14 protein-coding genes are annotated in these 23,640 nt (G+C 58.5%); 4 read left to right on the top strand and 10 right to left on the bottom strand.

Going from position 1 to position 23,640, the window contains the following annotated elements; genetic code table 11:
• Positions 1–40: 40 nt before the first annotated feature.
• The 10 genes from ETAA8_RS10895 to ETAA8_RS10850 form a co-directional block, all read right to left on the bottom strand.
• Positions 41–2,371, bottom strand: a complete 2,331-nt coding sequence (locus ETAA8_RS10895; RefSeq protein WP_145088049.1) for a PSD1 and planctomycete cytochrome C domain-containing protein — start codon at positions 2,369–2,371, stop codon at positions 41–43.
• A 112-nt stretch (positions 2,372–2,483) separates the two neighbouring features.
• The gene (locus ETAA8_RS10890; RefSeq protein ID WP_145088048.1) at positions 2,484–3,491 is read right to left on the bottom strand and encodes a hypothetical protein; all 1,008 of its coding nucleotides are present in this window, start codon (positions 3,489–3,491) and stop codon (positions 2,484–2,486) included.
• Between the two features lie 216 nt (positions 3,492–3,707).
• Positions 3,708–4,763, bottom strand: a complete 1,056-nt coding sequence (locus ETAA8_RS10885) for a C45 family autoproteolytic acyltransferase/hydolase (protein WP_145088047.1) — start codon at positions 4,761–4,763, stop codon at positions 3,708–3,710.
• A 37-nt stretch (positions 4,764–4,800) separates the two neighbouring features.
• Complete coding sequence (locus ETAA8_RS10880; RefSeq protein WP_145088046.1) at positions 4,801–6,129, bottom strand: DUF1501 domain-containing protein; 1,329 nt, start codon at positions 6,127–6,129, stop codon at positions 4,801–4,803.
• Positions 6,130–6,150: 21 nt separating this feature from the next.
• Positions 6,151–8,397 (bottom strand): DUF1549 domain-containing protein, encoded by a 2,247-nt coding sequence (locus ETAA8_RS10875; protein ID WP_202921755.1) that lies wholly within the window; start codon positions 8,395–8,397, stop codon positions 6,151–6,153.
• A gap of 56 nt (positions 8,398–8,453) precedes the next feature.
• Positions 8,454–11,009, bottom strand: coding sequence for a PPC domain-containing protein (locus ETAA8_RS10870; protein WP_145088044.1), 2,556 nt, complete (start codon positions 11,007–11,009; stop codon positions 8,454–8,456).
• A gap of 69 nt (positions 11,010–11,078) precedes the next feature.
• A complete protein-coding gene (locus tag ETAA8_RS10865) occupies positions 11,079–12,527 on the bottom strand; it encodes a DUF1501 domain-containing protein (protein WP_202921754.1) in 1,449 nt (482 codons plus the stop codon).
• On the bottom strand, positions 12,524–14,803 hold the full coding sequence (locus ETAA8_RS10860) for a serine protease (RefSeq protein ID WP_145088043.1): 2,280 nt from the start codon (positions 14,801–14,803) through the stop codon (positions 12,524–12,526). The genes ETAA8_RS10865 and ETAA8_RS10860 overlap by 4 nt, the downstream gene beginning before the upstream one ends.
• A gap of 7 nt (positions 14,804–14,810) precedes the next feature.
• A complete protein-coding gene (locus ETAA8_RS10855) occupies positions 14,811–16,979 on the bottom strand; it encodes a DUF1549 domain-containing protein (RefSeq protein ID WP_238397731.1) in 2,169 nt (722 codons plus the stop codon).
• A gap of 241 nt (positions 16,980–17,220) precedes the next feature.
• Positions 17,221–18,513, bottom strand: coding sequence for an SGNH/GDSL hydrolase family protein (locus tag ETAA8_RS10850; RefSeq protein ID WP_145088041.1), 1,293 nt, complete (start codon positions 18,511–18,513; stop codon positions 17,221–17,223).
• Positions 18,514–18,656: 143 nt separating this feature from the next.
• On the opposite strand from ETAA8_RS10850, the gene ETAA8_RS10845 reads away from it, so the two are divergent.
• The 4 genes from ETAA8_RS10845 to ETAA8_RS10830 are packed head-to-tail and all read left to right on the top strand — an operon-like array spanning position 18,657 to position 23,548.
• Positions 18,657–20,372: a DUF1549 domain-containing protein gene (locus ETAA8_RS10845; RefSeq protein ID WP_145088040.1), complete on the top strand. Its 1,716-nt coding sequence runs from the start codon at positions 18,657–18,659 to the stop codon at positions 20,370–20,372.
• Between the two features lie 15 nt (positions 20,373–20,387).
• Positions 20,388–21,656 carry a DUF1501 domain-containing protein gene (locus ETAA8_RS10840; RefSeq protein ID WP_145088039.1) on the top strand — a complete coding sequence of 423 codons (1,269 nt, stop codon included), beginning with the start codon at positions 20,388–20,390 and terminating at the stop codon, positions 21,654–21,656.
• Positions 21,657–21,679: 23 nt separating this feature from the next.
• Positions 21,680–22,672, top strand: coding sequence for a WD40 repeat domain-containing protein (locus ETAA8_RS10835; RefSeq protein ID WP_145088038.1), 993 nt, complete (start codon positions 21,680–21,682; stop codon positions 22,670–22,672).
• Between the two features lie 51 nt (positions 22,673–22,723).
• Positions 22,724–23,548: an SGNH/GDSL hydrolase family protein gene (locus ETAA8_RS10830; RefSeq protein WP_145088037.1), complete on the top strand. Its 825-nt coding sequence runs from the start codon at positions 22,724–22,726 to the stop codon at positions 23,546–23,548.
• Positions 23,549–23,640: the final 92 nt, after the last annotated feature.

Raw genomic sequence — 23,640 nt, 5'->3', positions numbered from 1 at the left:
TAAGCACAGTTTTATGAAATGCTATCGTCGTGACCAATCATCAATCCACATACCGAAACTCGTTGGTAATCAATACAGCCTGACACAAGCTGGCCCAGGCTTTCTCTCTGTCGGATAGTTCCACTTCGGTGACACGCACCAGTTCTAAGGCTTTCTCAATTTCGGCGGGACTGGGTTCTCGGCCGAAAGCCCACTCCCAAACGATTCGCACTCGTCCCTCAGGAGAAGCTGTTTCATTCGTGACCAATCGGGCGAAATGTCCTGCCTGGTCGATGACAAACGGATTGTTGAACAGGTGCAGCGCTTGACTCGGTACCATGCTCACGTCGCGCTGCCCGATCACGGTCGTGAAATCGGGCAAATCGAAGGCAGCCAGTTCCGGTGGCGGTGAACTGCGCAGATAGCAAAGATAGATACTGCGGTGGCTGCTGGCCTGGTGCAGACTGCCTGCCAGATTCACCAGGATATCGCGGTGTCTGACGAGCGAACCCTCGCCCGGCACTAATTGCAATTGTCCGCTGACGAGCAGCATGCTGTCGCGCAGCATTTCCGCTTCAAGCCGGCGACGCGCATGCCGGGCGAGCAATCGATTCTGCGGATCGGCCTCGATTAATTTTGCGTCCGCATCACTGGCCAGTTGATAAGTTCGACTCAGCACAATGGAACGGACCATTTGCTTGACGGACCAGCCGCCGCTGACAAACCGCGTCGCCAAATGGTCGAGCAGTTCGGGGTGTGTTGGCCGCTCACCATAAACGCCGAAATCATCCGGCGTCGCGACGATTCCCGTGCCAAAGAGTTGCTGCCAGATTCGATTCACCATCACACGCGCAGTCAGTGGATGATCGCGATGAGTGATCCACTGCGATAATTGTAACCGGCCACTTTGAGTTGGATCGACTTCGATGTTTTCCGACAATTCGCAAGCCGAAAGAAAGCCTCGTGGCACCACCTCGCCGAGCTTCGACATCTCACCTTTGACGTTGACCTTCGTGTCGGCTGGTTTCGCGCGATCGCGCACGCCCATGGCGAGCGGTGTGCCGGACTTCCACTTGGACTTGGGAGGCGTTTTTGGCCTTCCAGTGTTCGATTCGAGCACCAACACCGTTTCCACAAAGCCCTCGGGTGGAGTAACGTGAGGAGCGGCTTGTAGCACGTGCAGATCGGTTGCGGGCGCAGTCAAGCCCTCATGGGCCGCCGTTCCCCATAGGGTTTCGGTGCTCGTGAAGATTCCAGCCAGCGCATAATAGTCACGAGTGGGAATCGGATCGAACTTGTGGTCGTGGCAGCGGGCACAAGCCACGCTCAAACCGAGGATGCCGCGGCCGATCACATCGATCTGATCGGCGACGACATCCATTTCGAAATTGGTGTTCATGGCCTTCGCTGGTTTCGAACCCAAGGCCAAGAACCCGGTTGCCACCCGCTGACGATCCTGCTGTTCCGGCGAATCGCTCGGCAGCAGATCTCCGGCGATCTGTTCCGTCAGAAAGCGATCGTAAGGCGTGTCAGCGTTGAAGGCGGCGATCACGTAATCGCGATAGCGCCAGGCATGCGGAAAGGTCGGGTTCCGCCCCAGGCCGTCGTTCCCGTTCGATTCGCCGTACCGCGCGAAATCGAGCCAGAACCGCCCCCAGCGCTCGCCGAACTGCGGACTTGTGAGCAGCTGATCAACTAACGCCGAGACGGCCACAGCGCCGCGCCGCTGATGATCGGCGACAAACTGATCGACTTCAGTTTTCGTCGGCGGCAGACCGAGCAAGTCAAAGTAGAGTCGCCGGACGAGCTTCGCCGGCTCCGCATCGCCCGCGGGCTTCAGGTTGGCTGCTTCGATGCGCGCCAAGACAAAGCGATCGAGCGGATCGCGGCACCACTCCGCAGTTTGCACCTCAGGCACCGCAGGGTTGAGCCGCGGCCGCAGCGACCAAAGCGCCTCGTCGCTGACGACGGTTGAACCATCCCGCTGCCGCACCACCTTCTTGGGCTGGCGAGGATCGGGCGCACCTCGGCGAATCCACTCCTTCACATCGTTAATGATCGCCTCGGGCAATGGCTCCTCGGGAGGCATCTGCAGGTCATCGTAAAGCAGCGCTTGAACCAGCAAGCTCTCCTCCGGCTCTCCTTCCACCAGAGCCGGCCCCGATTCGCCCCCCTTCCGCAGACCAGCACGGGTGTCGAGCAGCAGTTTGCCTCCCACCTCTTTCGCGTCCTGGGAGTGACAAGCGTAACAGTGCTTCACCAAGACGGGGCGAATCTTGTTCTCGAAAAACTTCAGATCGTCGGCGTACGGCACCTGGGCGCGCGCCGTGGCAGCGTCGACAACGATAGCCAATACGCAAAAAGCGATTTTGGCGGAGAGAGGGGGAAACATGGGGAGGCGCCTCGCGGCTGTTGGGCGGGAACTTCAGTATCGCCGAACCAACTGGCGATTGCCACTGCGAGCGGGCAGAGTTCTGCTGCGGGAGTCCGCCGCCAAGAGAGTATTAGGCATACCGTTGTTCAAAGACGCTGACCGCCGTCTGGACAACCAGCAGATGCTGGCGAACGCGTTCTTCAAAGGGACATTGCATTCCGGTTTCAATCGTGAAACCGGGGCCATACTTTGCCACCGCGAAATCGACCAGGTTCAGTCCTTCTCCCCGCTTACCGGCATCCAGCCAGAATATTCCTCGTTCCAGCTTTTCAAAAAACGTACCTGGGGAATAGTTATCGGGCGCAAGTTCCGCACCGCTGGCAGCCACTGCGCGAGCGGCCTGCGCGGCCATCCGTCGCTCCCAGATTTCGTGCTCTTCCGTTTTCTGCTTGCGAGCCGACATCCAAAAATGCGGACCGTGATCGTGCTCATGCAAGTCAAATGTCAATCCAGGTTGAATTTCAGCCATCAGCTTGCGCACGCACTGCACTTCGGCAGGTGCCCAGCGCGTATCGTGAAAACGATTGAGATGCAGGATCTCGCCCTCGGGTGTGACAATCAACGTGTAAGCACGCTCGAGCGGTGCTGAGCCGGGAGTATCCAAACGCTTGGACGCATACCAAATTCGCCGGCCGAGTAAGGGTGCGAGAAATGCAGCGCCTTTGGGAAACTTCCCCAGCAGTCCGCGGTTGGAGTACCCGTATTCACCGATCATTGCGAGTAGGGTGCCCTCCGAATCGAACAGCACTTCGCCATTTTTGCGCAGGAAGTCATCCAGATCGTCAACCGACTTCAAATCTGGAGCTTTGCCGAGCCCCAAACTCAGTGCATGTCGAAATCCACTGAGCCCAATCGGGTCGCGAGCCGGCACGACCCACACCACATGATCCGTCTTTAGTTGCTCAATCACATCAACGGTCGCCAGCGCTCCTGCATGCTCCGTGGAGTGCGCTCCGCCGCTGATGAAGATGGCCGGCAATTTTGTGCCGCCACATTTCACCGCAACGATAGGTGATTGATCGGGAGCCGAGCCTAGCACGCGAAACTTGCGGCCACGTTTCGCGAGCGTGGTTAACACTTCAGAGTAGCTGGATAGCGGTTTGACCACCGCTGCATGAGATTGTGCGCTGGCGGCGTGGGGCAGCATCGCCGCGACCGCTAGTGCGCCGCTCGCTTGTAATATTGTCCGACGGCTGGCTGACCTGGCGTCTATGGAGGGCTTGCGCATTGTGTGTGGTTTTCGCTGGTGAATGGAGATTCGCGGCGCAAAATGGTTGCGGCCAATCGGCGACGACTAGGTGAGATTGTAGACCTCGTAGGGGTGGTTGCATGGTGTGCCGCGACTGATATGCATTTGCCGGGCAGCAGGCTCAATGACGACCGAGAAGACAGTCTCCCAACTGCCGGTCTGGGGATCGTCGTTGGCGTGACGGCAAATCGATCGGGGAAATCCCACATGATCGCACAGCAGGCTCATCACTTCTTTCACGCCGGGATGTTGCACTGGAAAATCCAGAAGTTGGTCGACTCGCGACTGTCGCTCGTGCGACTGAATTAGTTCGGGAAATTGTTGGTTGATCGTCTGCAGTTCCGGATGCCGGCAGTGATTCGTGTGCGTGATGCCTGCGTCGCCCTCATTGCTCAAGACATGAACGCAGTCCAGCGTCACCTCGAGGTCGGCCGGTCCCTGGGGTGTCGTCAACATGATGTTGGCTGGGATGGCTCGGTCGGCTCGCTGGACCGCATGTAAGGCCGTTTCGAGAGAATCGGCTTCGTAAACGCCACGGACCGTGAAATAGTGCGGCACACCAAAGCGTCGAGACGGTGCTGGGAGTGTGTTCAGACAAACGCCGATCCCAGCCTCGTTGAACCCGATGTAGGCAATCAACCCAGCTTGCGTAACGGTCATCAGGGCAGGCTTTCCAATGGGACGGCGGGTGAGCACTAGCGTGAAGGGTTGCAACGCCGGGTCATTGTCCCAATTCTGGGCGACGATTCGGCCGCTCCGGTTTTCTCTTTGCCCTGGCAGCGAGAGGGATGTGCAGCCCGCATCTGCGTCCGGTTGCAACTGATTGCGGATTTGGAGCAGCATGAGATCCGATAGCGGAACGCCCGCACCCTCTGCCATGCCCCGGAGTTCTTCGGCCATGTCGGTCGAATATAACTCGGCGCTGCGAAGCGTCGAGGCGATGATCTCGTCGGCTGCTGCCCGGGATACGTGGATTGACTTGTTCACAAGCGACAAAGCAATCGCACAAAATCCTCGAATTTCCTCGCGGGCTGCCTCGCCGATTTGGCGGCCCATCGCGCGCGGCAAACCGGCAACTTCGATCTCCTTGTATCGACTCATCGGTAACCCTTTGTCCCGCTTATCTACCGTTGCAGCCTTACATTAGTTCTCGGATTATTTGACCGCCACCGACGATGCTCACCGGGCGGCCGCTGGCATCTTCGTAGTGAGTACCCAACGAGATACCGAGTGTGTGGTATATCGTTGCGAGCAGGTCGAGGGGCGATACCATCCGTTCGAGAACCCCGCCACCCCACTTTTCGCTCGCACCGACGATGCGCCCTCCCTGGATGCCGCCGCCAGCCAGTAGCACGCTGAAGCAGTCTGACCAATGGTCACGGCCCGCATGGCCGTTCATGCGTGGAGTGCGGCCGAACTCGCCCACGCAATACACGATTACGTCGTTCAATAGGCCCCGCGCTTCCAGGTCTTCCACCAGCGTGGCGATGGCGCGATCAAGGGGCGGCAAGTGTTGCTCGAGCCCTTTGGCGATATCGTTATGATGATCCCAATTTCCCGTGTTGATGTTCACGCAGCGCGCACCTGCCTCAACGAGTCGCCGCGCGAGCATGGCGCTTTGCCCATAACGGTGTCGGCCATACTTCTCGCGCAGGCCTAAGTCTTCGGAACTGAGGTCGAAGGCGGCTCGCATGCGATCTCCCGCGACCATTTCCAACGCCTGAATCTTGAAGGTGTCGAGTCCGTCCATCACACCACTCTCATCAATGTCGCGGCGGAGCGTATCGAATTGTTTGAGCAACATGCGCCGCGAATCGACGCTGCGCGACGTGAGCCCGCTCGGCAGCGACAGGTTCGGAACCTTGAAGTCGGCAGCATTGGGATCGGCGCCCACTTCGAACGGATTAAAGGCCTTGCCCAGATAGACGGCGCCCTGATATCCAAACGCTTCCGACTTGGGAATGCTCACGTACGCGGGTAGCGGTGGCTGGCGGGGGCCCAGCGACCGCGCAATGACCGAACCAAGCGATGGCTTTTGGGCCGCATTGCGGGCCAGGGTCGGACCAAAGTAGCCGGTTTGCATCCAGTGAGCCGATGGAGCGTGAATGCCATTCTCGTGATGGACCGAGCGCACGATCGAGAGCCGGTCCATCACTTTCGCTTGCTGCGGAAGTCGCTCACTGAGGATTATCCCAGGAACACTCGTACGAATTGGCTGGTACATGCCGCGATACTCGGCGGGTGCATCCGGCTTCATGTCGTACGTATCCTGCTGACTAACGCCCCCATCCGTCCAGAAGACGATCAGGGACTTTTTGCTGGACGTGGCGCCGTTCTCGGCCGCCTGAGACTCGCGTTGCAACAAATCGGCGAGTCCCAATCCAAGCAACGGCACACCGATCTGCAGAAAGTTGCGGCGTGTAACACCGGAGCAGTTCTGGAAGGACTTGCCCTCGATTCGAAGCATGGCGAAGAACCCCGAGGAAGATCAGTGATTGAACAAAAACTCGTTGGTGGCTATCAGCGACCAAAGCAGCGAGCGGATGGCTTCAGCGCGATCGGACTCCGCAGCGAGAAAGTTGACCGCGAATTTCAACTCTTCGGGTCGCGGTGGTCGCGCTAGTGCTCGCAGAAAGACTTCTGTCACAACTTCAGCTGTTGACTGGTGGCTAGTCGCCAATCTTTCCGCATAGCCTGTCTTGACCGTCAGCTTCCGTTGGATTTCGGTCGAGTTCACCAATTCCAGGCCTTGGGCTAGGGCTGGCGCATCGACGCGCTCGCATTCGCAGGCTGACATCCGTGCGGGACGGCCGAAGACATCGAGAAAATGCGCTGCGACGTTTTCATCCGGCAGTTCAATCGCCCGAGTGCCAGCGGGAACCCCCGGGAAGATGGTCGGCGCGTCCAGCACTTGGCTCATGCCGTCGAGCATCACTTCGGCCGAAAGGCGGCGAGGATAAAACCTTGCAAAAGTCTGCATGTCGCCGGCATTGCCGGCGTGAGGTGCAGAATCCAACTGGTAGGAATGGCTGAGGGCGATCTTGCGCACGAGTTGCTTCACGTCAAAGCCGCTGGCAATAAAGTCCTGCGACAGCGCGTCGAGCAGTTCCGGATTGCTCGGCGGATTCGTACTTCTCGCGTCATCGATCGGGTGAACGAGGCCGCGTCCCAGAAAGTGGGCCCACAAGCGATTGGCCATCGTCCGGGCGAAATAAGGATTTTCTCGGCTCGTCATCCACTTCGCGAGGCTGAGGCGGGGATCATCCTGGGTACCGAGCGAAAACTCACTCCCGCCCAAGGGCCGTGGCATGAGTATTTTTCCGGTGCGCGGATGCACAACCTCGCCATGCTCCTTCAGGTAAATGATCTCGTCGGTCGGTACTTCCGCATCGGCGAAGCCCCCTTTGCGACCCACGCGAGAGAAGACGGCCGCGAGACCAAAATAGTCCTCTTGGCTCCAGCTTTCCGTCGGATGGTGATGGCATTGCGCGCACTGAACGCGGACGCCGAGAAACGCCTGGGCCACCGATTCCACATATTCAGGCGACTTCCGCACCGTGCGATACCAGATGGCCGGCGGGTTCTCGCGTTGGCTACCACTGGCAGTGAGGATTTCCGACACAAACTGGTCATACGGTTTATTGGATTCAAGCGAGTCGCGAAGCCACGCAGAGAACAGGGTCGTCCCCGCCCGTTGCTTGCTCGTCGAGTACCCGGCGCCGCGGTTCTGCAAAATGTCAGCCCATTTGAGCGCAAAGTAGCTCGCGTACTCCGGCCGCGCCAGCAGATGGTCGATCAATCGCGCACGCTTGTCGCTACGTTGATCCGCCAGATAGGCCGTCACGTCCTCGCTCGTCGCCAACGTTCCACAGATGTCGAGAGTTGCCCGGCGAATGAAAGTCGCGTCGTCAGCGACTGCCGATGGCACGACGCCCATCCGTCGCCACTGACGAAACAACAGGCGATTAATCTTTGACGAGTCCGACTGCCGTTCCAGCACATCTAGTTCACTTTGCGCTGCTGCCATTTTCGAACCATCCGCAGCAAACGGGACGGCCACATGGAAAGTGGCGATCTGCTCACCGAACCGAGCCATTACCGAAGCGAGGCCGTGACGCGAACTCGCCTTTACTAACCCCGTCGCGTCAACGGCAGCGATGCCGCCTTCGTTTGATTGGTACACCGTCTGACGAGTAACATCGCGGGAGGTTCCATTCGAGAAGTACGCGGTCACGCGCAGTTGCTGCGAGGAGTTTGGTTGAAGGACTTGCTCTCCCGGTGAAACCTCAATGCGATCCAGATGCGGATCATCGGCCCGTGGGGGATTCGCTCCCTGAGCGATCCAGTCCCGCAACAGGCGATAGTCTTCGCTCGCTTCTTCGAGTCGCCGGCCGCCACCATGCGGCACGCGAGACGTTGCCTTCAGCAGCAGCAGGCTGTGGTCGGGAGCAGCGCGAGATACGCGTCGGCCGCGGCCCTCATAGACGAGCGCGTCATAGTCAACGTCAGGCTCAAATCCGAACAGCGACAGCCTGAAGCCATTCTGTCCGGTCGCTTTGCCATGGCACCCACCGCCATTGCATCCCAGCTTAGTCAGGATCGGCACCACGTCGGTGCCGAAGTGGACATCGCTGACCTTTGCACCCTCAGCCGACCACGCCACTGCAGTCCATGTACTGCCACAGGCAACGAGCAGCAGCAGTAGTTGCCGCCAAACTAGTCTGGTGGTGGTCATGTAAGGTAGTCCTCTCGCGAGCGAAGGCCGCCACACAGCGGTTTGGTGAACATGCATCACTCGACAACTTCCAGCGGAAGGGAGCTGCTGCCAAAGAACACGGGCTTTTCTTCAAGCACACCGACGGTCAACAACCGCAGATCAGACTGCCGTCCCAAAGGGGCGTCGCCGTTGATGATGATTTGCAACGCACCCGTTTCGGACTGACCGACAAATGTTTCGCCGCGCCCGAGGAATCCACTGACTTCCGTAACACGACCCGGTACGGCTAATTCGGTGTGCATCTTACCAATGAACCCGTTCAAACGCTTTGACGAATAGGTGACTTTGATCACATCGCCGCGTTTAACCCGTTTCTCGGTGAATGGATCAACTTCGACCAAGAACGCGGCAGGATGCACATCAAAGGTCACAGGATTGCTGTAGACCACGACGGTTTCGGGTTTCTTGCCCTGAGCAAGCAGCGAGGTCTCCCCATGAATGACGAGAGAGTAGCGACCAACGGGAAGCGCTGGCGGAAGATAGAAACTCACGTACCCCTTTTGTTGTCCAGGCGGAATCTTAGTCGTCTGATTCTGAACCAACTCAGGAAGTCCCACACCGATGCAACGAACGGCTTCCTGGCGCCCGGCATCTTGCCATTCCACGTGGACTGCGACGTCGAGAAAGCTGCCCGGGGAATGCCTCACTTGCAACTTTCCATAGAGATGATGATCGAGCATTTCGTGAGCATCGGCCGTGATTCGCAGGGGCGAATCGCCCGCAACTGCCAGCGGCATTTGCGAAGTAATGCGGCCCCAGCCATTAGGCGTTCCCGTTCGGACAATCGTGCCACCCAACACTGGGCGACGGATGTCCGCGGCCGACGGCGCAGCGACCTTGGGTATGATGTCAGCTGTAACGATGGGTGAACTTTTCCCGTCGAGTTCCGGAACGTCGGCTGCAACACCATCCAGTTTCAGCTCTCCGAACGGGGCCGCGTCGCGCTGGGCGGAGACAATGACGGTCGCACGATCGACGCCGGGACCGAGCCAAACATCGGGACATTCGATTCCTGCTGGCAAATCCTTGGCGAAAACACGAATGGCTCCCTGCAGGCCTCGGCGGCGTAGCGCCAAGAGGTCGATTGCTTCACGTCCTCCACGCGGAATATTGAGGGCCGACAGATTGTCGCGACGGGGAAGGGCAATGAGTTCAAAGTCAGGTTCCTCACGGTGGATGCTCAACCGATAGGTCCGGCGTAAGTCCGTTTTCGAGCCACCAATCAAAGAACTTATCGTCAGCAGGTATCGACCATCTGCCGGGCAGACCCAACGACCAGCTGGATCGAGATGAGCGGTTGGAAACGGACCACTGCTGTTGCGCACCTCGTCGCTGAACCTTGCCAACTCCCGTTCGCCTGCTGCGTCGAGCACTCTGACCTGTAAGTCGACTGGCGACTGGATGCGTTGCCCAAACGCTTCCAGCTGAAACACTTCGCCGCGACGCGCTTGAATGGTAAACCAATCCCGTTCGTCGGCGGTTGCAAGCTGCCCGCTCACTTCGCAGGGAACGTCAATTCTCTGGGCCGATGAGGGCGAGTGATTATCACGGTGATCCGCGACGACTGGCACATCCGTCACGCCAATGGGTACTGGCGCATGACTGCCACGCAGGAAGTATGGGAAGGACGCGCCTGCGAGTACCGCTTGAGGGGGCAACAACTTCACAGGCAAAGGCCAAGATTCTCGCGCGAGCGCCGCGGGAATCTCGACTTCGATCTGATCAAAATGGACTGCATTGTCGTCGGTGTGTTTGGCAGTCCCAGCCGCGAGATTGCCGCTCTTCGACAGATTCCAGCCAAACAATACGACCCGTGACGTCTGGCCGCGTTCGACGACATTCGGCAACGAAAAGGCCACGCGAGGCCCGGTGTCGATGTCGAGTCGGTAGTAATGTTCAGCACTGCCTGCAGAAATCAGATCCTGCACTTTGATGATGTAGCCACCGTCGGCCGGCACGCGAAAGTCGATGAGTGGATCGATCCCAAAATAGCCTCGGTTCACCGCCAGTCGCCGACCGGCCAAATCAAACACTTCCAGCACCGCGCGCAGGCGGGAGTCGATCCGTTCAGCCCAACATTCGACCACCACGCGATGTCCTTGCCTGGCCGAGAACTGGAAAAAGTCGACGTCGCTTACCTTGTCGATCCGCCCATTGATCACAGCATCGATGGGAATGGAGATCGCCGCCGAGGCTGAATCATTGGGCTCAGTCTCCTGATGCTCCGTGCGATTGCTAATGGCAAACGTCCTGGGGGCGCTGAGTCCATTATCACTTTGTCCCCAGAGGTCATAAAGTCCGGGCATCACGCCCTCGGGGATCGTCAACCGAAAACGGCCTCCATCGAGCCGCTCGCATTGGAAACCAGGAATGTTGCTGTGCAGCTTTTGAAGTCCCTGCAGATTGCTACCGCTGGCCGTCACCACCACGGCTTGGCCCGCCTTTCCGCCAGCAGGGAAGAGAACGTTGATAACCGGCGGCGATTGCCCAGTAGCAGAGCTTGTGGCAAATCGGGTCAGACACAGGACGAAGAACAACACTGAAACTGAGTACGGGCTGCGGAAGATCATCTCTTGTTCCTCGTGCAGCCCAGGAATGCGCGGTCATGACTGGAGTAGGCGGTTGACGAATTGTCTGGACTATCCCATCAGTTCCGGAATGGGTTTCCCGTGATCGACAATCGGCGTGGGGCGTCCGTTGAAATCCCGAATCAGCGTCTTCGCTGCGTCGATGCCCAGGTGGTGATAGATGGTTGCCAGGAAGTCGCCCGGACCACAGATTCGCTCGACCGAATCTTCGCCGCGCTTATCCGTGGCGCCAATTACGCGGCCTGTTTGAATGCCGCCGCCCGCCCAAATGTTCGAGAATGCCCGCGGCCAATGGTCGCGACCCGGTTGTTGCGTGCCGGCCGGAGCGCTGGCATCGCCCGCGCCGGTGCTGGCGGCGTAGCTGATTTTGGGCGTGCGGCCGAACTCGCCCGTGACCACGACGAGCACGCGTTGGTCCAAGCCCCGCTCATAGACATCTTCAATCAGCGCCGAAACCGCCTGATCGTAAGCCACGGAGCGAAAACGCATGGCGTCGAATACATGATGATTCACCGCGTGATCGTCCCAGTTGTTCACCCGTCCGCACAACGGTCCGCTGAGACTGGTGGTCACCACATCCACGCCCGCTTCGATCAAACGTCGCGCGAGCAGCAGTTGTTGTCCCCAGGAATTCCGGCCATACCGATCTCGCGTGCCCTCGTCTTCACGAGTGAGATCAAAAGCCTCCTTGGCCTTGGGGCTGGTGAGCAAGGTCATGGCCTGCGACTCGAATTCATCGAGCGCAGCCAACTCGCGCTGCTGATCGAAAGAGCGTTCGAGCGTATCGAGGTTTTGCCGCAACGACGAACGGCGACCCAGGCGACGGACTTCATTGGCGTCGGTCAGTCCGATGTTGGGAACCGTGAACGTCGGCTTGCTAGGATCTCCGCTGACGACGAACGGTGAATAGGCATCACCGAGATACGCGGGGCCGTTGTATTCCAGCGGCGGATTGATGCCGACGTAGGCAGGCAAGGGATTCTGACGCGGACCGGCCTGCGACCGAAGGTAATTGGTCACCGACATCCAGTCGGGCAATTTCGGCTTCGGTTTATCACGGGTGTCCGGATCGCCTGAGAGCAGCTGCATCGAGCCAGCTGGATGACCGCCTGCCGCCTGACGCATCGAGCGGAGCACCGTGAACTTGTCGGCAATGGCCGCCTGCCGCGGCAGGAGTTCGCAAAAACGCAGCCCGGGCACTTTGGTGGAAATCGTTTCGAATGGCCCACTGTACTCACTGCCGGCATCGGGTTTGGGATCATAAGTCTCAAGATGCGAACAGCCGCCCGGTTGCCAGACCATGATCACCGCGGTCTTTTCGCGAGCCAAATTTCGCTCTGCTGCCAGCAACTGGTTCTGTGCTTGTAACCGCAGGATGCCTGGCAGGCTCAGCGTCGCGAAACCGGCGAGGCCAGCCTGCAGGAAGGCGCGACGATTGCCAGAGGTCGTGATCGGACCGGGGCAGACAGGATTCGAGTTGGCATTGTCTGAATCGCTCATTTTTTCTCCGCCGGCAGGACCCGAATGGCAATAGGCTCGGAAACCAGAATATCGACAATGTCGCGCGGCTTGGCAGCCTCGGTTGCGGTCTTGAGTCGCTCGGTCGCGGTAGCCAAGGCAGCGGCTGCGGCCTTTTGCTTTGCGGTCATGCTTTCGAGAGACTTCTCGGCCTCACTCTTGTCTTCGGCCAGTGCAGCCTTCGATGCATCGGTTAAGTTTTTTAACTCGGCGTCAATTTTCTGCAGTTCTTGCTCAGCCTGTCGGCGTGCTTCCTCCAGTGCAGGAACCGCATCAGGATTGTGCCGATACTTCGTCACCACACCGCCGTAAAAGGCGATCAAATAATCTCCCGGAGGCGCCTTCAAAGCGCCAGTATCGAGAATAGCCTGCGAACTGTCTGCAGTCAGCGGAACATTAAACGCCGGGGCGCGTTCGAACACGGCCCCCATCGTACGCAAATTCAGAGTCGATCCCGAAAACTCGCCGCGGCGCGTGTGGTTCAGCGGAATCGTCAACTTTTCGCCCGCTACAACGGTCAACGGCTCTTTGCTCGCAGGCGAGATGGTAAGCGGAGCCAATTCCAAGCCGCTGACGGCCACAGGAACATCAGCCACCAGTCGCGGGCTCGGAATCTCGCCCCAGGCATCGGGAATGGGAAATGCCATCGACGCGACTCGGCAAGGACGAATTACCGCGACGCCGTCGATCGTCGAGCGTCCTGTAAAGGTTGCGTTCGCAATCCCGCGCGGAGCATCGTCACGCGCCGTCACGAGCATCAAGCCCCGCGACTGCCCGGCGGGGATTCTCAAGCCGTGCGCGGTCACTCCTTCCGGCAAACCTTCCATGGTCAGGTCGATGTCGCCAGTGAAGCCGTCACGCCGAATGGCGACCACCTCCAAGGCCATCGTCGCTCCGCCGCGCAGAGCCAGTGGCTTTGACACGGCATTCCGATCGCCGTTCCGCAGTTCCATGTGCAGCGCCCACGAGACGAGGGCAAAATCCGGAGCTGCCTTGCGAATCACCAGGCGATAGATATTGCGGGGATCGCTGCGCGTGCCGCCGAACAGGTCTGACAATTGCAAACGATAGAGGCCATCTTCCTTGATCTCGAGTTTGCCGAGAATGTCGGCAGAGCCGGCATTGTAAGGAGGGCCGTCGTAGGCGTAGCCGTTGCTCGAAACCTTGACGGGACTGGCGATATCGCTGAACTCAGCAACATCGGTCAGTTTCTCCTCATCGCCAGTCCGGCTGACATGCTGAACGAGAATCGCCGGGTCGGTCGGCAAACCAAACCGCTCGGAACCAACTTCCACCCAACAGACATCTCCCTTCTTCGCCTCAAATTCAAAGACGTCTACATCGGCGGCAGGAAAGAAACTGCCCGCCAGATCGCAAGGGAGCGAGATCTTTTGCCCTTTCGCTCGCTCGTTATTGGGCTCGGCTTCCGTGGTTGTTGCCACTTCTGGCAGCCCTTGGGGCGGCCAGGAGAATGAGTTGACGGGCCTGGTCGTGGGCATGCGAACGAGCGGGGCATCCGCGGGGGATTCCCACACGCCCAGTCGATAGTAATAGGCCGGCCCACCTTTGAAAGTCATCTCGTGAACCTTGATGACATACCGGCCGTCACTGGGAACCTTAAAGTCGAGCGCCCCGCCACGACGTTCCACGAGCAAGTCGCGACCAGCCGCATCGGCGATGATCACTACCGCGTCCAACTTGGAATCGATCCCCCGTGTCGCGCAATCGACAATCACGCGCTGACCTTTGCGGCCCTCAAACACATAGTGATCCACCGCACGAGCGGTCATCGCCGCATTGCAAATCGAGTTCAGCGGCAGTTCCAGCGCGGTCATCAGAGACGTATTGGCCTTTGTCTGCACGACTTCTCGAAGCGCTCCCACGGAGAAGGCCCGCGATGATGAAATCCCGAGTCGAGTCATCACGCGGGCTTCGTAGAGTCCGGCCGGGCAATCGGCGCCGATCGTGACGACGTACTTACCTGGCACGGGTTGACCCGCAGAATCCAGTTTGCGGACTGCTGTGATGCGCGGATCGGAGAAAGTCAGGTGATCCGCGTCGTCGAGATACTCGCCGCTGATGGTGACCTCGACCTGAGACCCGACCTGGCCCCCCATCGGCATCGTCGTCAGCAGGCGGGGAGCGGGCAAACCGACCGATTGAGCCAGCGAAACGGATTGCAGGCAGAGCCAGACAGCGACGAGCGTCCATAAGGAGACGATGGTCGTGCCCGTCTTATTTCGAACCCGGTCGTTCATTATGCGCCTAATGGTTAAAGAGGAATTCTTTGGTGTTGATCAGCGCCCAAATCAGATCCTGGAAATTCTCGCGAGCGGCCTTGGCAGGATCGACGGGAGAGCCGTCAGCAGCGACGGCAGGCTCAGTGAGATAAGTCACGGCGGTCTTCAACTCGTCAGGACGCGGCTCGCGCGAGAAAGCCGCCAGATAAAGTTCCCGAACTTTTGCTTCCACAGGCTTTGGATCTTTGGCTAATCGTTCAGCTCGGCCATTCGCGTTACTCAGCTTGGCCTTGATGTCCGGCGCATTGATCAGGTGCAGGCTCTGCGCGAGGCTGGACGATTGAACTCGCTCGCACTCACACACACTCGCCCCTTCCGGTCGTCCAAATACTCGGAGGAAAGGTGACGAGCGGTTGTAACTGTTGTCGGGCAGCGCGACGGCTCGCGTTCCCAGGGGCAAATTCGCGAAGTCGGTTTGCGTCCCGGCGACGGCATCGATGGCATCCAGCAGCACCTCGGCTGGCAACCGCCGCGGATAGTAACGGGAATAGTTCTGCCGATCCGCGCGATTGTGCTCGTTCGGCACTTCGCTCAATTGATACGCACTCGACCGCGTAATGACGCGAACGAGTTCCTTCAGATCGAAGCCACTTGCAATGAAGTGTCTTTCAAGCGCGGCGAGGAGCGCCGGGTTGGTCGGCGGATTCGTATCGCGGATATCATCTTCGGGCTCGATCAGGCCGCGCTGGAAAAAGTGCTTCCAGTAGCGATTCACCAGCGCCTTCGCGAAAAACGGGTTGTCTTTGGACCCCATCCAATCGGCGAGTCGTAGGCGGGGATCTTCATCCGGGGCAATCTCAGGAATCGTGTCTCCCAGGGCTGCCGGTTTCAGCGGCAAGCCCGTCTTCATGTTGTTAGCAACGGCGATCCCACGTTTGTGAAAAATCAAGTCTTCGCCGCGCGTTCCCGATGGCTTTCTGCCAACCTGGCTGAAGAATGCTGTAAGCGAGTAGTAGTCGTCCTGGCTCCAGCGTTCGAACGGATGGTGATGGCACTGGGCGCATTGCATGCGAACGCCCAGGAAGAGCTGCGCGACATCTTCGATTTGTTGCTTCGGATCCTGAACGCGCTTGTACCAGGCGACAGGCGGATTACCGAGCACGTTGCCCGTTGCCCCCAGCAATTCGCGGACAAATTGGTCGTAAGGTTTGTTGGCCAGCAGGCTGTCGCGCACCCAGGCATGAAACGCAAAGTTGGAAACGATGTCGCTGGCATCGTCCCGGCGATTCTTCAACAACGCCGTCCATTTGTTGGCAAAAAAGTCGGCGTAATCGGGACTGCGCAACAACTCGTCAATCACCTTGTCACGTTTGTCGGCATCTTGACTCGACAGGAATGCTGCCGCTTCGCTCTCCGTCGGTAACCGCCCACCAATGTCCAACGTCACGCGCCGGAGAAACGTGGCATCGTCGCATAGGGGGGAAGGAGGAATGCCGAGCGTCTTGAGGTTCGCAAAAACGTGTTCGTCGACAAAGTTACCTGGTGCGGGGAAACTCTCAACCGGGGCGCCGAGCGGAACGGAGGCTTGATAGACGGCAACTTTGCCCTGATACCGAACCATCACGGCCACGTTGCCCGAAATATCGAGGATCTTCACCAGGCCCCGCTCGGTGACCTCGGCCATGGCGGGATCATTGGACTCATAGATGGCGAGCCTCGTGACATCGCGGGTCTGACCATCCGAGTAGCGAGCGATCGCGGTGAGCTGCTGCTCTCCCTGGCGATTAATTGAACCTCGTCCGGGCTGAACTTCGAACCCGGTCAGTGATGGCGCCTTGTCCTGATCCAACGGCGCTCCCTGGCGGATCCACTCGCGGAGCACGGCATAATTCTCAGCACCCAGTTCCAGGCGAACACCGCCGCCATGTGGGATTGTTGCAGTCCCTTTGAGAAGGAGAAGGCTTTGCTCCGGCGCGGCGAGTTGCAACCGTCGTCCGCGCCCTTCCTTGACGATGTGTTCATAGTCATCAGCTGATTCAAATCCCAGCAGCGAGAGTTGAAATCCGTTTTGACCTCCGCCGGCTTTGGCGTGGCAGACGCCGACATTGCAACCCGACTTCGTCAAAACCGGCATGACATCGTTGACAAAGCTGACGGGTCGCTCAGCGGCATTGCTGAACTGTGTAGCTGCCATCGCCAACAAAACTACGGCAGCGAAGTTTTCCGCAGGCAGTATTCGGCGTAACGCAACTCGAGGGAGTATGCCCATTTTCTTACGGTGGGGAAGCGATCAGGAGGGAGGGTGGGTGGGAGGGTAATTGACGGGATTGGCCACGCCTAGCATTGTCTAAGCGGCTTACCCATAAAACCAGCCTAATGCGAATGGCTCTGCGGAGTCAATCAAACGTCTGGGGGGAATACGATTCGCGGGGCCTCTAAGGAGCCTCAGCGGCCGGGCGGATGACGAAGTGATAAGGGCGTGGCCGCGCTGCGAGTCGTTGCAATTCGATCAGTTGTTCTTCGGCAGGCTGTGACTTGCGATCTAACTCAGCGACGATTGGCTGATCCGCGAGGTAAAGGCGAGACAACAAGCGGGCGGTATCCACCTCGTGGCGAGCCTCGGTGAGCGAACGCAGGACCGTGGCTTGTGCATCCCAGGGCCCTCCGGGTTGCCACGCACTTGTCGTCGTCGAGGCGATGTCGACTCCAGCCGCCAATTGCTTCGCGGTGAATTTCGCCGTGCTGCGGCCATTCACGGTGACTTCATATCTTCCGTCCGCCAGACCCGTGATCTTTAGTCGATAGGCATTGAAATCGCGATGAAGCGGGACGTAGGCAAAATTCAGGGCAAAGAACAAACCGTTGTTGAACGGCAATCCGTCATCCAACCGGGTGAACTCGCAGCCATCATCAAGTTGTCGAACGTCGCTGATCCGACAGCCCGCTGCAGTGACTTTCTTTGTCGGAATATCGATCTCGGCCTGCGAAATGTCCCCTGGTGCATTGAAGCCCTGCAAAAATGCGTAAGCCATTGCGAGGTGGCCAAGATCGTTCAAGTGAACACCATCCGCCAAATGCAACCTGGTGTGCTTCGATTCGTCGGCAATCCCTTGGTTCACTTTCAGCACGCGGCGCTGGATCTCGCGCATGGGACGCTGCACATCGATGGTTCCCGCTCCTTTCGCCTTGGCCATCACGAACGCTTCGTCGCACATTTTCTGCAGGTAGCCCGCTTCGCCTTTGTCAGGATCCTCGGCTGTGATCGGACCCGAGCAGATGAAGACCCGAATCTTGCGTTCCTGGCACTTGTCGATGATCGTGCGCAGTGAGTTGACATAGAGCGCCTTGTGCTCATCATCGGCTTTCAAGCCCCAGCCGATGTCATTCAATCCGAAGCAGACCGTGAGGACGGTGGGACGGCGCGAGAACACATCGCGCTCCAATCGCGCGAGCGACCCCGCTGCCGTATCGCCGCCGATGCCGGCGTTGTAGAAGCGTATGCGCCGCTGTGGAAAGCGCAGGAGGGTGTAGTTTTCGATGATCTTCGTGTACGTGCGCGCTGCCGTAATGCTGTCCCCCAGAAAGACCACGGTGTCACCATCTCGCAACGAGAAATCCTCCGCAGCGTGCGACTCAACCTGCCAGGCGATAAGTGCACAACAGGCCCATGCCAAATGAAGCGCACGCAGGCCGAAATTACCAGGGAGAGATATGGAACGAAGAGCCATTTTCACGCTCGCTCCTTCAATCAATGGATGCCTGTAACGGCCAATTGCAGCCGCCGATTGAACTACTTACCATGAAGCATAAGCGATGACTGATGTTTCCAGCGAAGACCTTTTGAATTGCGTGTCACCGGCATCATCTCACCATGCACACAATTTATGGCATTTCAAGGGCAGTTGCGTGGACGATCTGCCTCGCGGTCTGGGCTGTGACTTCGCTAACTATGGTCGCTGCTGATGCACCTCCGTTGCATCAGCAAATTGATTCACTTGTTTCCCAGCGGCTGGACGAACTGAAGGTCACACCGGCGGGACCTAGCAGTGACGCCGAGTTCATCCGCCGCGTGCATTTGGATCTGACCGGCGTCATTCCCACAGCGCAAGCGACTCGGGCATTCTTGGAGAACAGTGCGACCGATAAACGGCAAAAGCTGATTGACGATTTGCTCGCCAGCCCCGACTATGCACTGCACATGGCCCGGGTGTTTGATGTCATGCTCACCGAGCAACGGATTGCGGCGGGAGGCAACTTGTACGATGTGCCCGCAGCGACCTGGCGCGAGTATTTGGCCGAGTCGTTTGCCGCCAATAAACCCTGGGACCAGCTTGTTCGGGAGTTGCTGGCCAGTGACGGCACCGATGCGAAGCTTGCGGGTGCATTCAAGTTTTACATCGTCCGGGATGTTGCTTCCCATCAACTGACGCGCGATGTCGGACGTCTGTTTCTCGGAGTCGACCTGCAGTGCGCCCAGTGCCATGACGACCCGCACGTGGCGGATTATCGCCAGGCAGACTACTTCGGCATTTACGCGTTTCTGGAACGGTCCAAAATGCACCCGCTCTCGCCGCGCGGAGCACAACTGGCAGAAACCGCCGCGAGCAAAACGACGTTTGTCTCGGTCTTCACGACCAAGTCCGGAGAGACCAGTCCCCGCTTGCCCGGCGGCGAAATGATTGCCGACCCGCCGCTCGAAAAGGATAAAGAGTACCTCGTCAAACCGGAGCCAAAAGTTCGGGGCGTCCCCACTTATAGCCGGCGATTGAAACTGGCTGAGCAGCTTCCCCGCGCGGAAACGCTAGGGTTTACGCGAAACATCGCCAATCGTTTGTGGGCCATCTTGCTGGGAAGAGGATTGGTACACCCCCTCGATCTTCATCACGCTGCCAATCCACCTTCACATCCCGAATTGCTCGCCGTGCTGGAACGCTGGCTGGTTGAGAACCATTACGACATCAGGGGCTTTCTCCGCGAAGTCGCGCTTAGCGATACCTATCAGCGGTCCAGTTTGATGACGGTTGACTCAAAGGATTTGCCGGAACAGTCATTTGCCGTCGCGTCTTTGCGTGGGCTGAGCGCTGAACAATTGCGGTGGTCGGTGCTGCAGGCCACGGGTCGGATTGAATTGCATTACGCTCGGCTCGATGCTCAAACGAAGAAAACTTCGCCATTGCCAGAAGCCAGTCCCACACCGGCTTGGAAAGAGAAGATCACGCGGAACGAAGCCCTGGAACGTCAGTCTGTTAGCTTGGTGGCCGCGTTCACGGGGCTTCCCGGTCAACCGGAAGAGGGCTTTCAACCGGTGGTCGATCAGGCGCTGTATTTTCGCAACAGCACGAAGCTTTTACCGATTCTCCAAGAGGACTCTGGCACTCTGCTCGCGCGCCTCAACCAGATGTCCGACATCCAGTCGGTGGCCGATGGACTGTATCTGAGCGTGCTGTCACGCCTGCCAACGGAGGATGAAGTGGCCGAAGTTCGGCAACTGCTCCAGTCGATCAAAACTCCCAAGGAGCGGCGTGAACCGTTGCAAGCTCTGCTGTGGGGTTTGCTGTTGTCGTCTGAATTTCGTTTGAACCACTGATTTCAGGAGCAGCAGATGGCAGGGCGTCAATCACGTACCGCAGCTTCGGAGATCTCACGCCGCACCTGGTTGCAAGGGACTGCTGCTGCACTCGGAGCGGGGGCAATTGAGCAACCGTTGCGTGCCGAGGTATCGACGTTACCTCGCAAACAACTGCTCCTCTTGTTTCTATCCGGGGGTGCGAGCCAGTTCGAAACCTGGGACCCTAAAACGGGCACCAAAACCGGCGGCCCGTTCCGGGCGATCTCGACATCACTCCCTGGCGTGCAGATCGGCGAACTTCTGCCCCACACGTCGAAGATCATGCATCGACTGACGGTGGTGCGCAGCCTGAATTCGAACATCCCGGATCATTTCCAAGGACATTACGCCATGCAATCGGGCCGCATCGCGCCCGGTTATCCGGTGCTCGGCTCCGCGGTAGCAAAGCTGCTAGAACGATCCGAGGACGTGTTGCCCGGCTACGTTTCGATCCGGCGCGATGGGCCGAAGGCGTACACCGATGTCGGCGATGCAGGCTTTCTGGGTGCGAAGTACCAAGGTGTGCGGGTCGTCAACAATCAGCCTCCGGAGAATCTCGTCCAGCCTGCTGCGGTAAAACCAACCCTTGCCGAGACCGTCGATCGCATCCGGAAATCGAACGATGAACGCTTCCGGCAGGGCCGCGATGCAGCGCCAATTGACGCCTATCGGACGACATTCGAACAAGCGCAGGCACTGATGGATCGGCGCGAGATATTTGATTTGACGAAAGAATCTGGTGCTGATCACGAACAATATGGCAAGCACGAATTCGGTCAGAATTGTTTGCTCGCCCGCCGGCTGCTGCAGTCTGGCGTCACTTGCGTGAAAGTTACTCACTTCGACTGGGATGCTCATCAGGACAATTTCTACTGGCACCAAATCCGGTGTGCCGAGTTCGACCGCACGCTGGTCACCTTGCTCGACGACCTCGAGCGGCGCGGCATGCTGGAGCACACGCTGGTCGTGATCTCGGGCGAGATGGGCCGCACGCCGCAGATCAATAAGCTCGGCGGCCGCGATCACTGGGGCCGCGCCTGGAGCGTGGCTATGGCCGGTTGTGGTGTGAAGCCGGGCGTGGTGTATGGTTCGACGAACGACCTCGGTACGGAAGTCAAAGACAAGCCCGTCAAACTCGGTGATCTGTTTCACACTTATTTGCGAGCCGTAGGTATCGATTCATCGGCATCTTACAGCATCGGCGGACAAACCAATCCGGTGGCAGACCCAGCGGCGAAACCGATTGACGAACTACTCGCCTGATCCATTTCTTCCGGCGGCAATGCATGAAAAGTGATCCCACCAAAATCAAGGAAGTGGCTGAATACAAACACCACTCGCCGCTGGTTTCTTGCGCGTTCGATCCGACCGCCCGGTTTGTGCTGGCCGGAGGAAGAGACCGCAACATCCTTTGCCTCGATGTGGCTGCTAAGTCAACCACGGAGCTATCGGGCCACGAGACTTGGGTCGGCAACATCGTACGTTCCGGTACAGACCTGATTCTGACGGCGGACTTTGCGGGTGTGGTTTTCGCTTGGGACTGCACAGGCGATAAACCTCGGCAGCGCTGGAAGATCACCGCTCATGCGAGCACCATCTACGCACTGGCTGCCAGCCCAGACGGCAAGCTGTTCGCGACCGGTGACCGCGATGGCAACATACACGTCTGGCAGGCCAGTGATGGAAAGCGTATGCACAAGTTGCGGATTGAGGGCCATCCTGTGTACGGGCTGGCGTTTCATCCGGATGGTCAACGACTGATCTCTGCCGACCGTCAGCCGAAGAAGCCGCGGCTTAAGGTCTGGGAGTTTGCAACCGGCAAGGAGCAACGCAGCATCGATGTGCCTCAACTCTCTGCGTATCGCCGCGTGGAAGATATCGAGTGGGGCGGCATTCGAGGGATTACGATTTCGCCGGATGGCAACACGCTTGTCGCCTGCGGCAGTAACGAATACTCGGGCCCTGCTTGCGCGCTGCTGTTCGACATCGCGACCGGTGAACTGAAACTCAAACTTGCTTCACAGTTGAAGGGCTTTTATTATTCGGCTCAATTTCACGCGCAAGGCTTTCTACTCACGGCTGGAGGCGATATCGGCAAAGGCGAGCTGCGTGCGTGGGATCCCACCAAGGATGAATCACTCGCCACCACCGCCACTATCGGCCCTTGTACGAGCCTAGATGTTCAGCCGAGCGGCGAACGCTGTGTCGTAACACAAATGATCGGGCAACGCTCTTATCCAGACTCCGGATCACTAACTGTGTATGAGTGGTCGGAGTGAATTCGTCGCCGATCGTCCGTTGTTTGCACCATGAACCCAAAGGATACTACGATGCGCTGCCGCGTTTGTCTGCTCCTTGCGATTGTTTTCTCGCTCTCCTTCAGCAGCCGTCCGCTTCAGGCCGAGCACGAAGGCAAAGTGCAAATCCTGTTGCTCGGCGACAGCACGACGGAGGGAAGTGTGCCGCGACGTCATGTGCCCAAGGGACCGCATCTGGAAGACGTGATACGCGAGTTACTAGCTGCGGAGAAGGACTTGCCGCCGACCAACGTGATCAATCTGGGGTTGAGTGGCGAGTACATTCAACGGCTATTGGAATCTGGCCGATACGAGAAAGCAGCATCGAAACTACCCGGAATCGACTTCGTTCTGATTCGGTACGGTTTGAACGACAACGCCCGCCGCGAGAACTTCGCCGAGAATTTCCCCAAGGATTATCACGAGCTGATCGAGCGGCTCAGGAAGGATCATCCACGGGCCTCGCTGATTGTGATGACGGTCATTCCTTACGGCGGCGAAGAAGTAGCTCAGCGGCTGAACAAACTCAACGCGGACGTCGCGAAAGCGGAAGGACTGCGGCTGTTCGATATCTATCCTCGTTATGCCGCCGAGCTGAAACGCGGCCCGGACATGCTCAACTACCGCCGGTTTCCCCTGGAGAAGATCCCAGAGAACCGGCGCGAGTTTGTGAAGCCATTCGTCGTTCCGGGAGCTAATCCGAGCGTGGAAGTTCTCGACAATCGGCTCGATGCTCACTTCGGCCATCTGCCGGGCTGGTTTGGCGATCGCCACCCTAATCTCGCCGGCTATCACGTCATCGGCGATGAAACCGCCAAGTTCCTGACGCCCCTGATTCGCGAGAAATTTAAGAAGTGAGTGGCAGTCCTTCCTCGCGCGAGCGCCTCGGTCAGCCGGGGACGAAGTGGAGGGAGGCGTAACCGAAATCGCATCAACATCCAAGCGTGTAT

Source organism: Anatilimnocola aggregata (genome assembly GCF_007747655.1).
In the GTDB taxonomy this organism is placed as follows: domain Bacteria; phylum Planctomycetota; class Planctomycetia; order Pirellulales; family Pirellulaceae; genus Anatilimnocola; species Anatilimnocola aggregata.
This window is presented reverse-complemented; position numbering and strand designations above follow the sequence as displayed.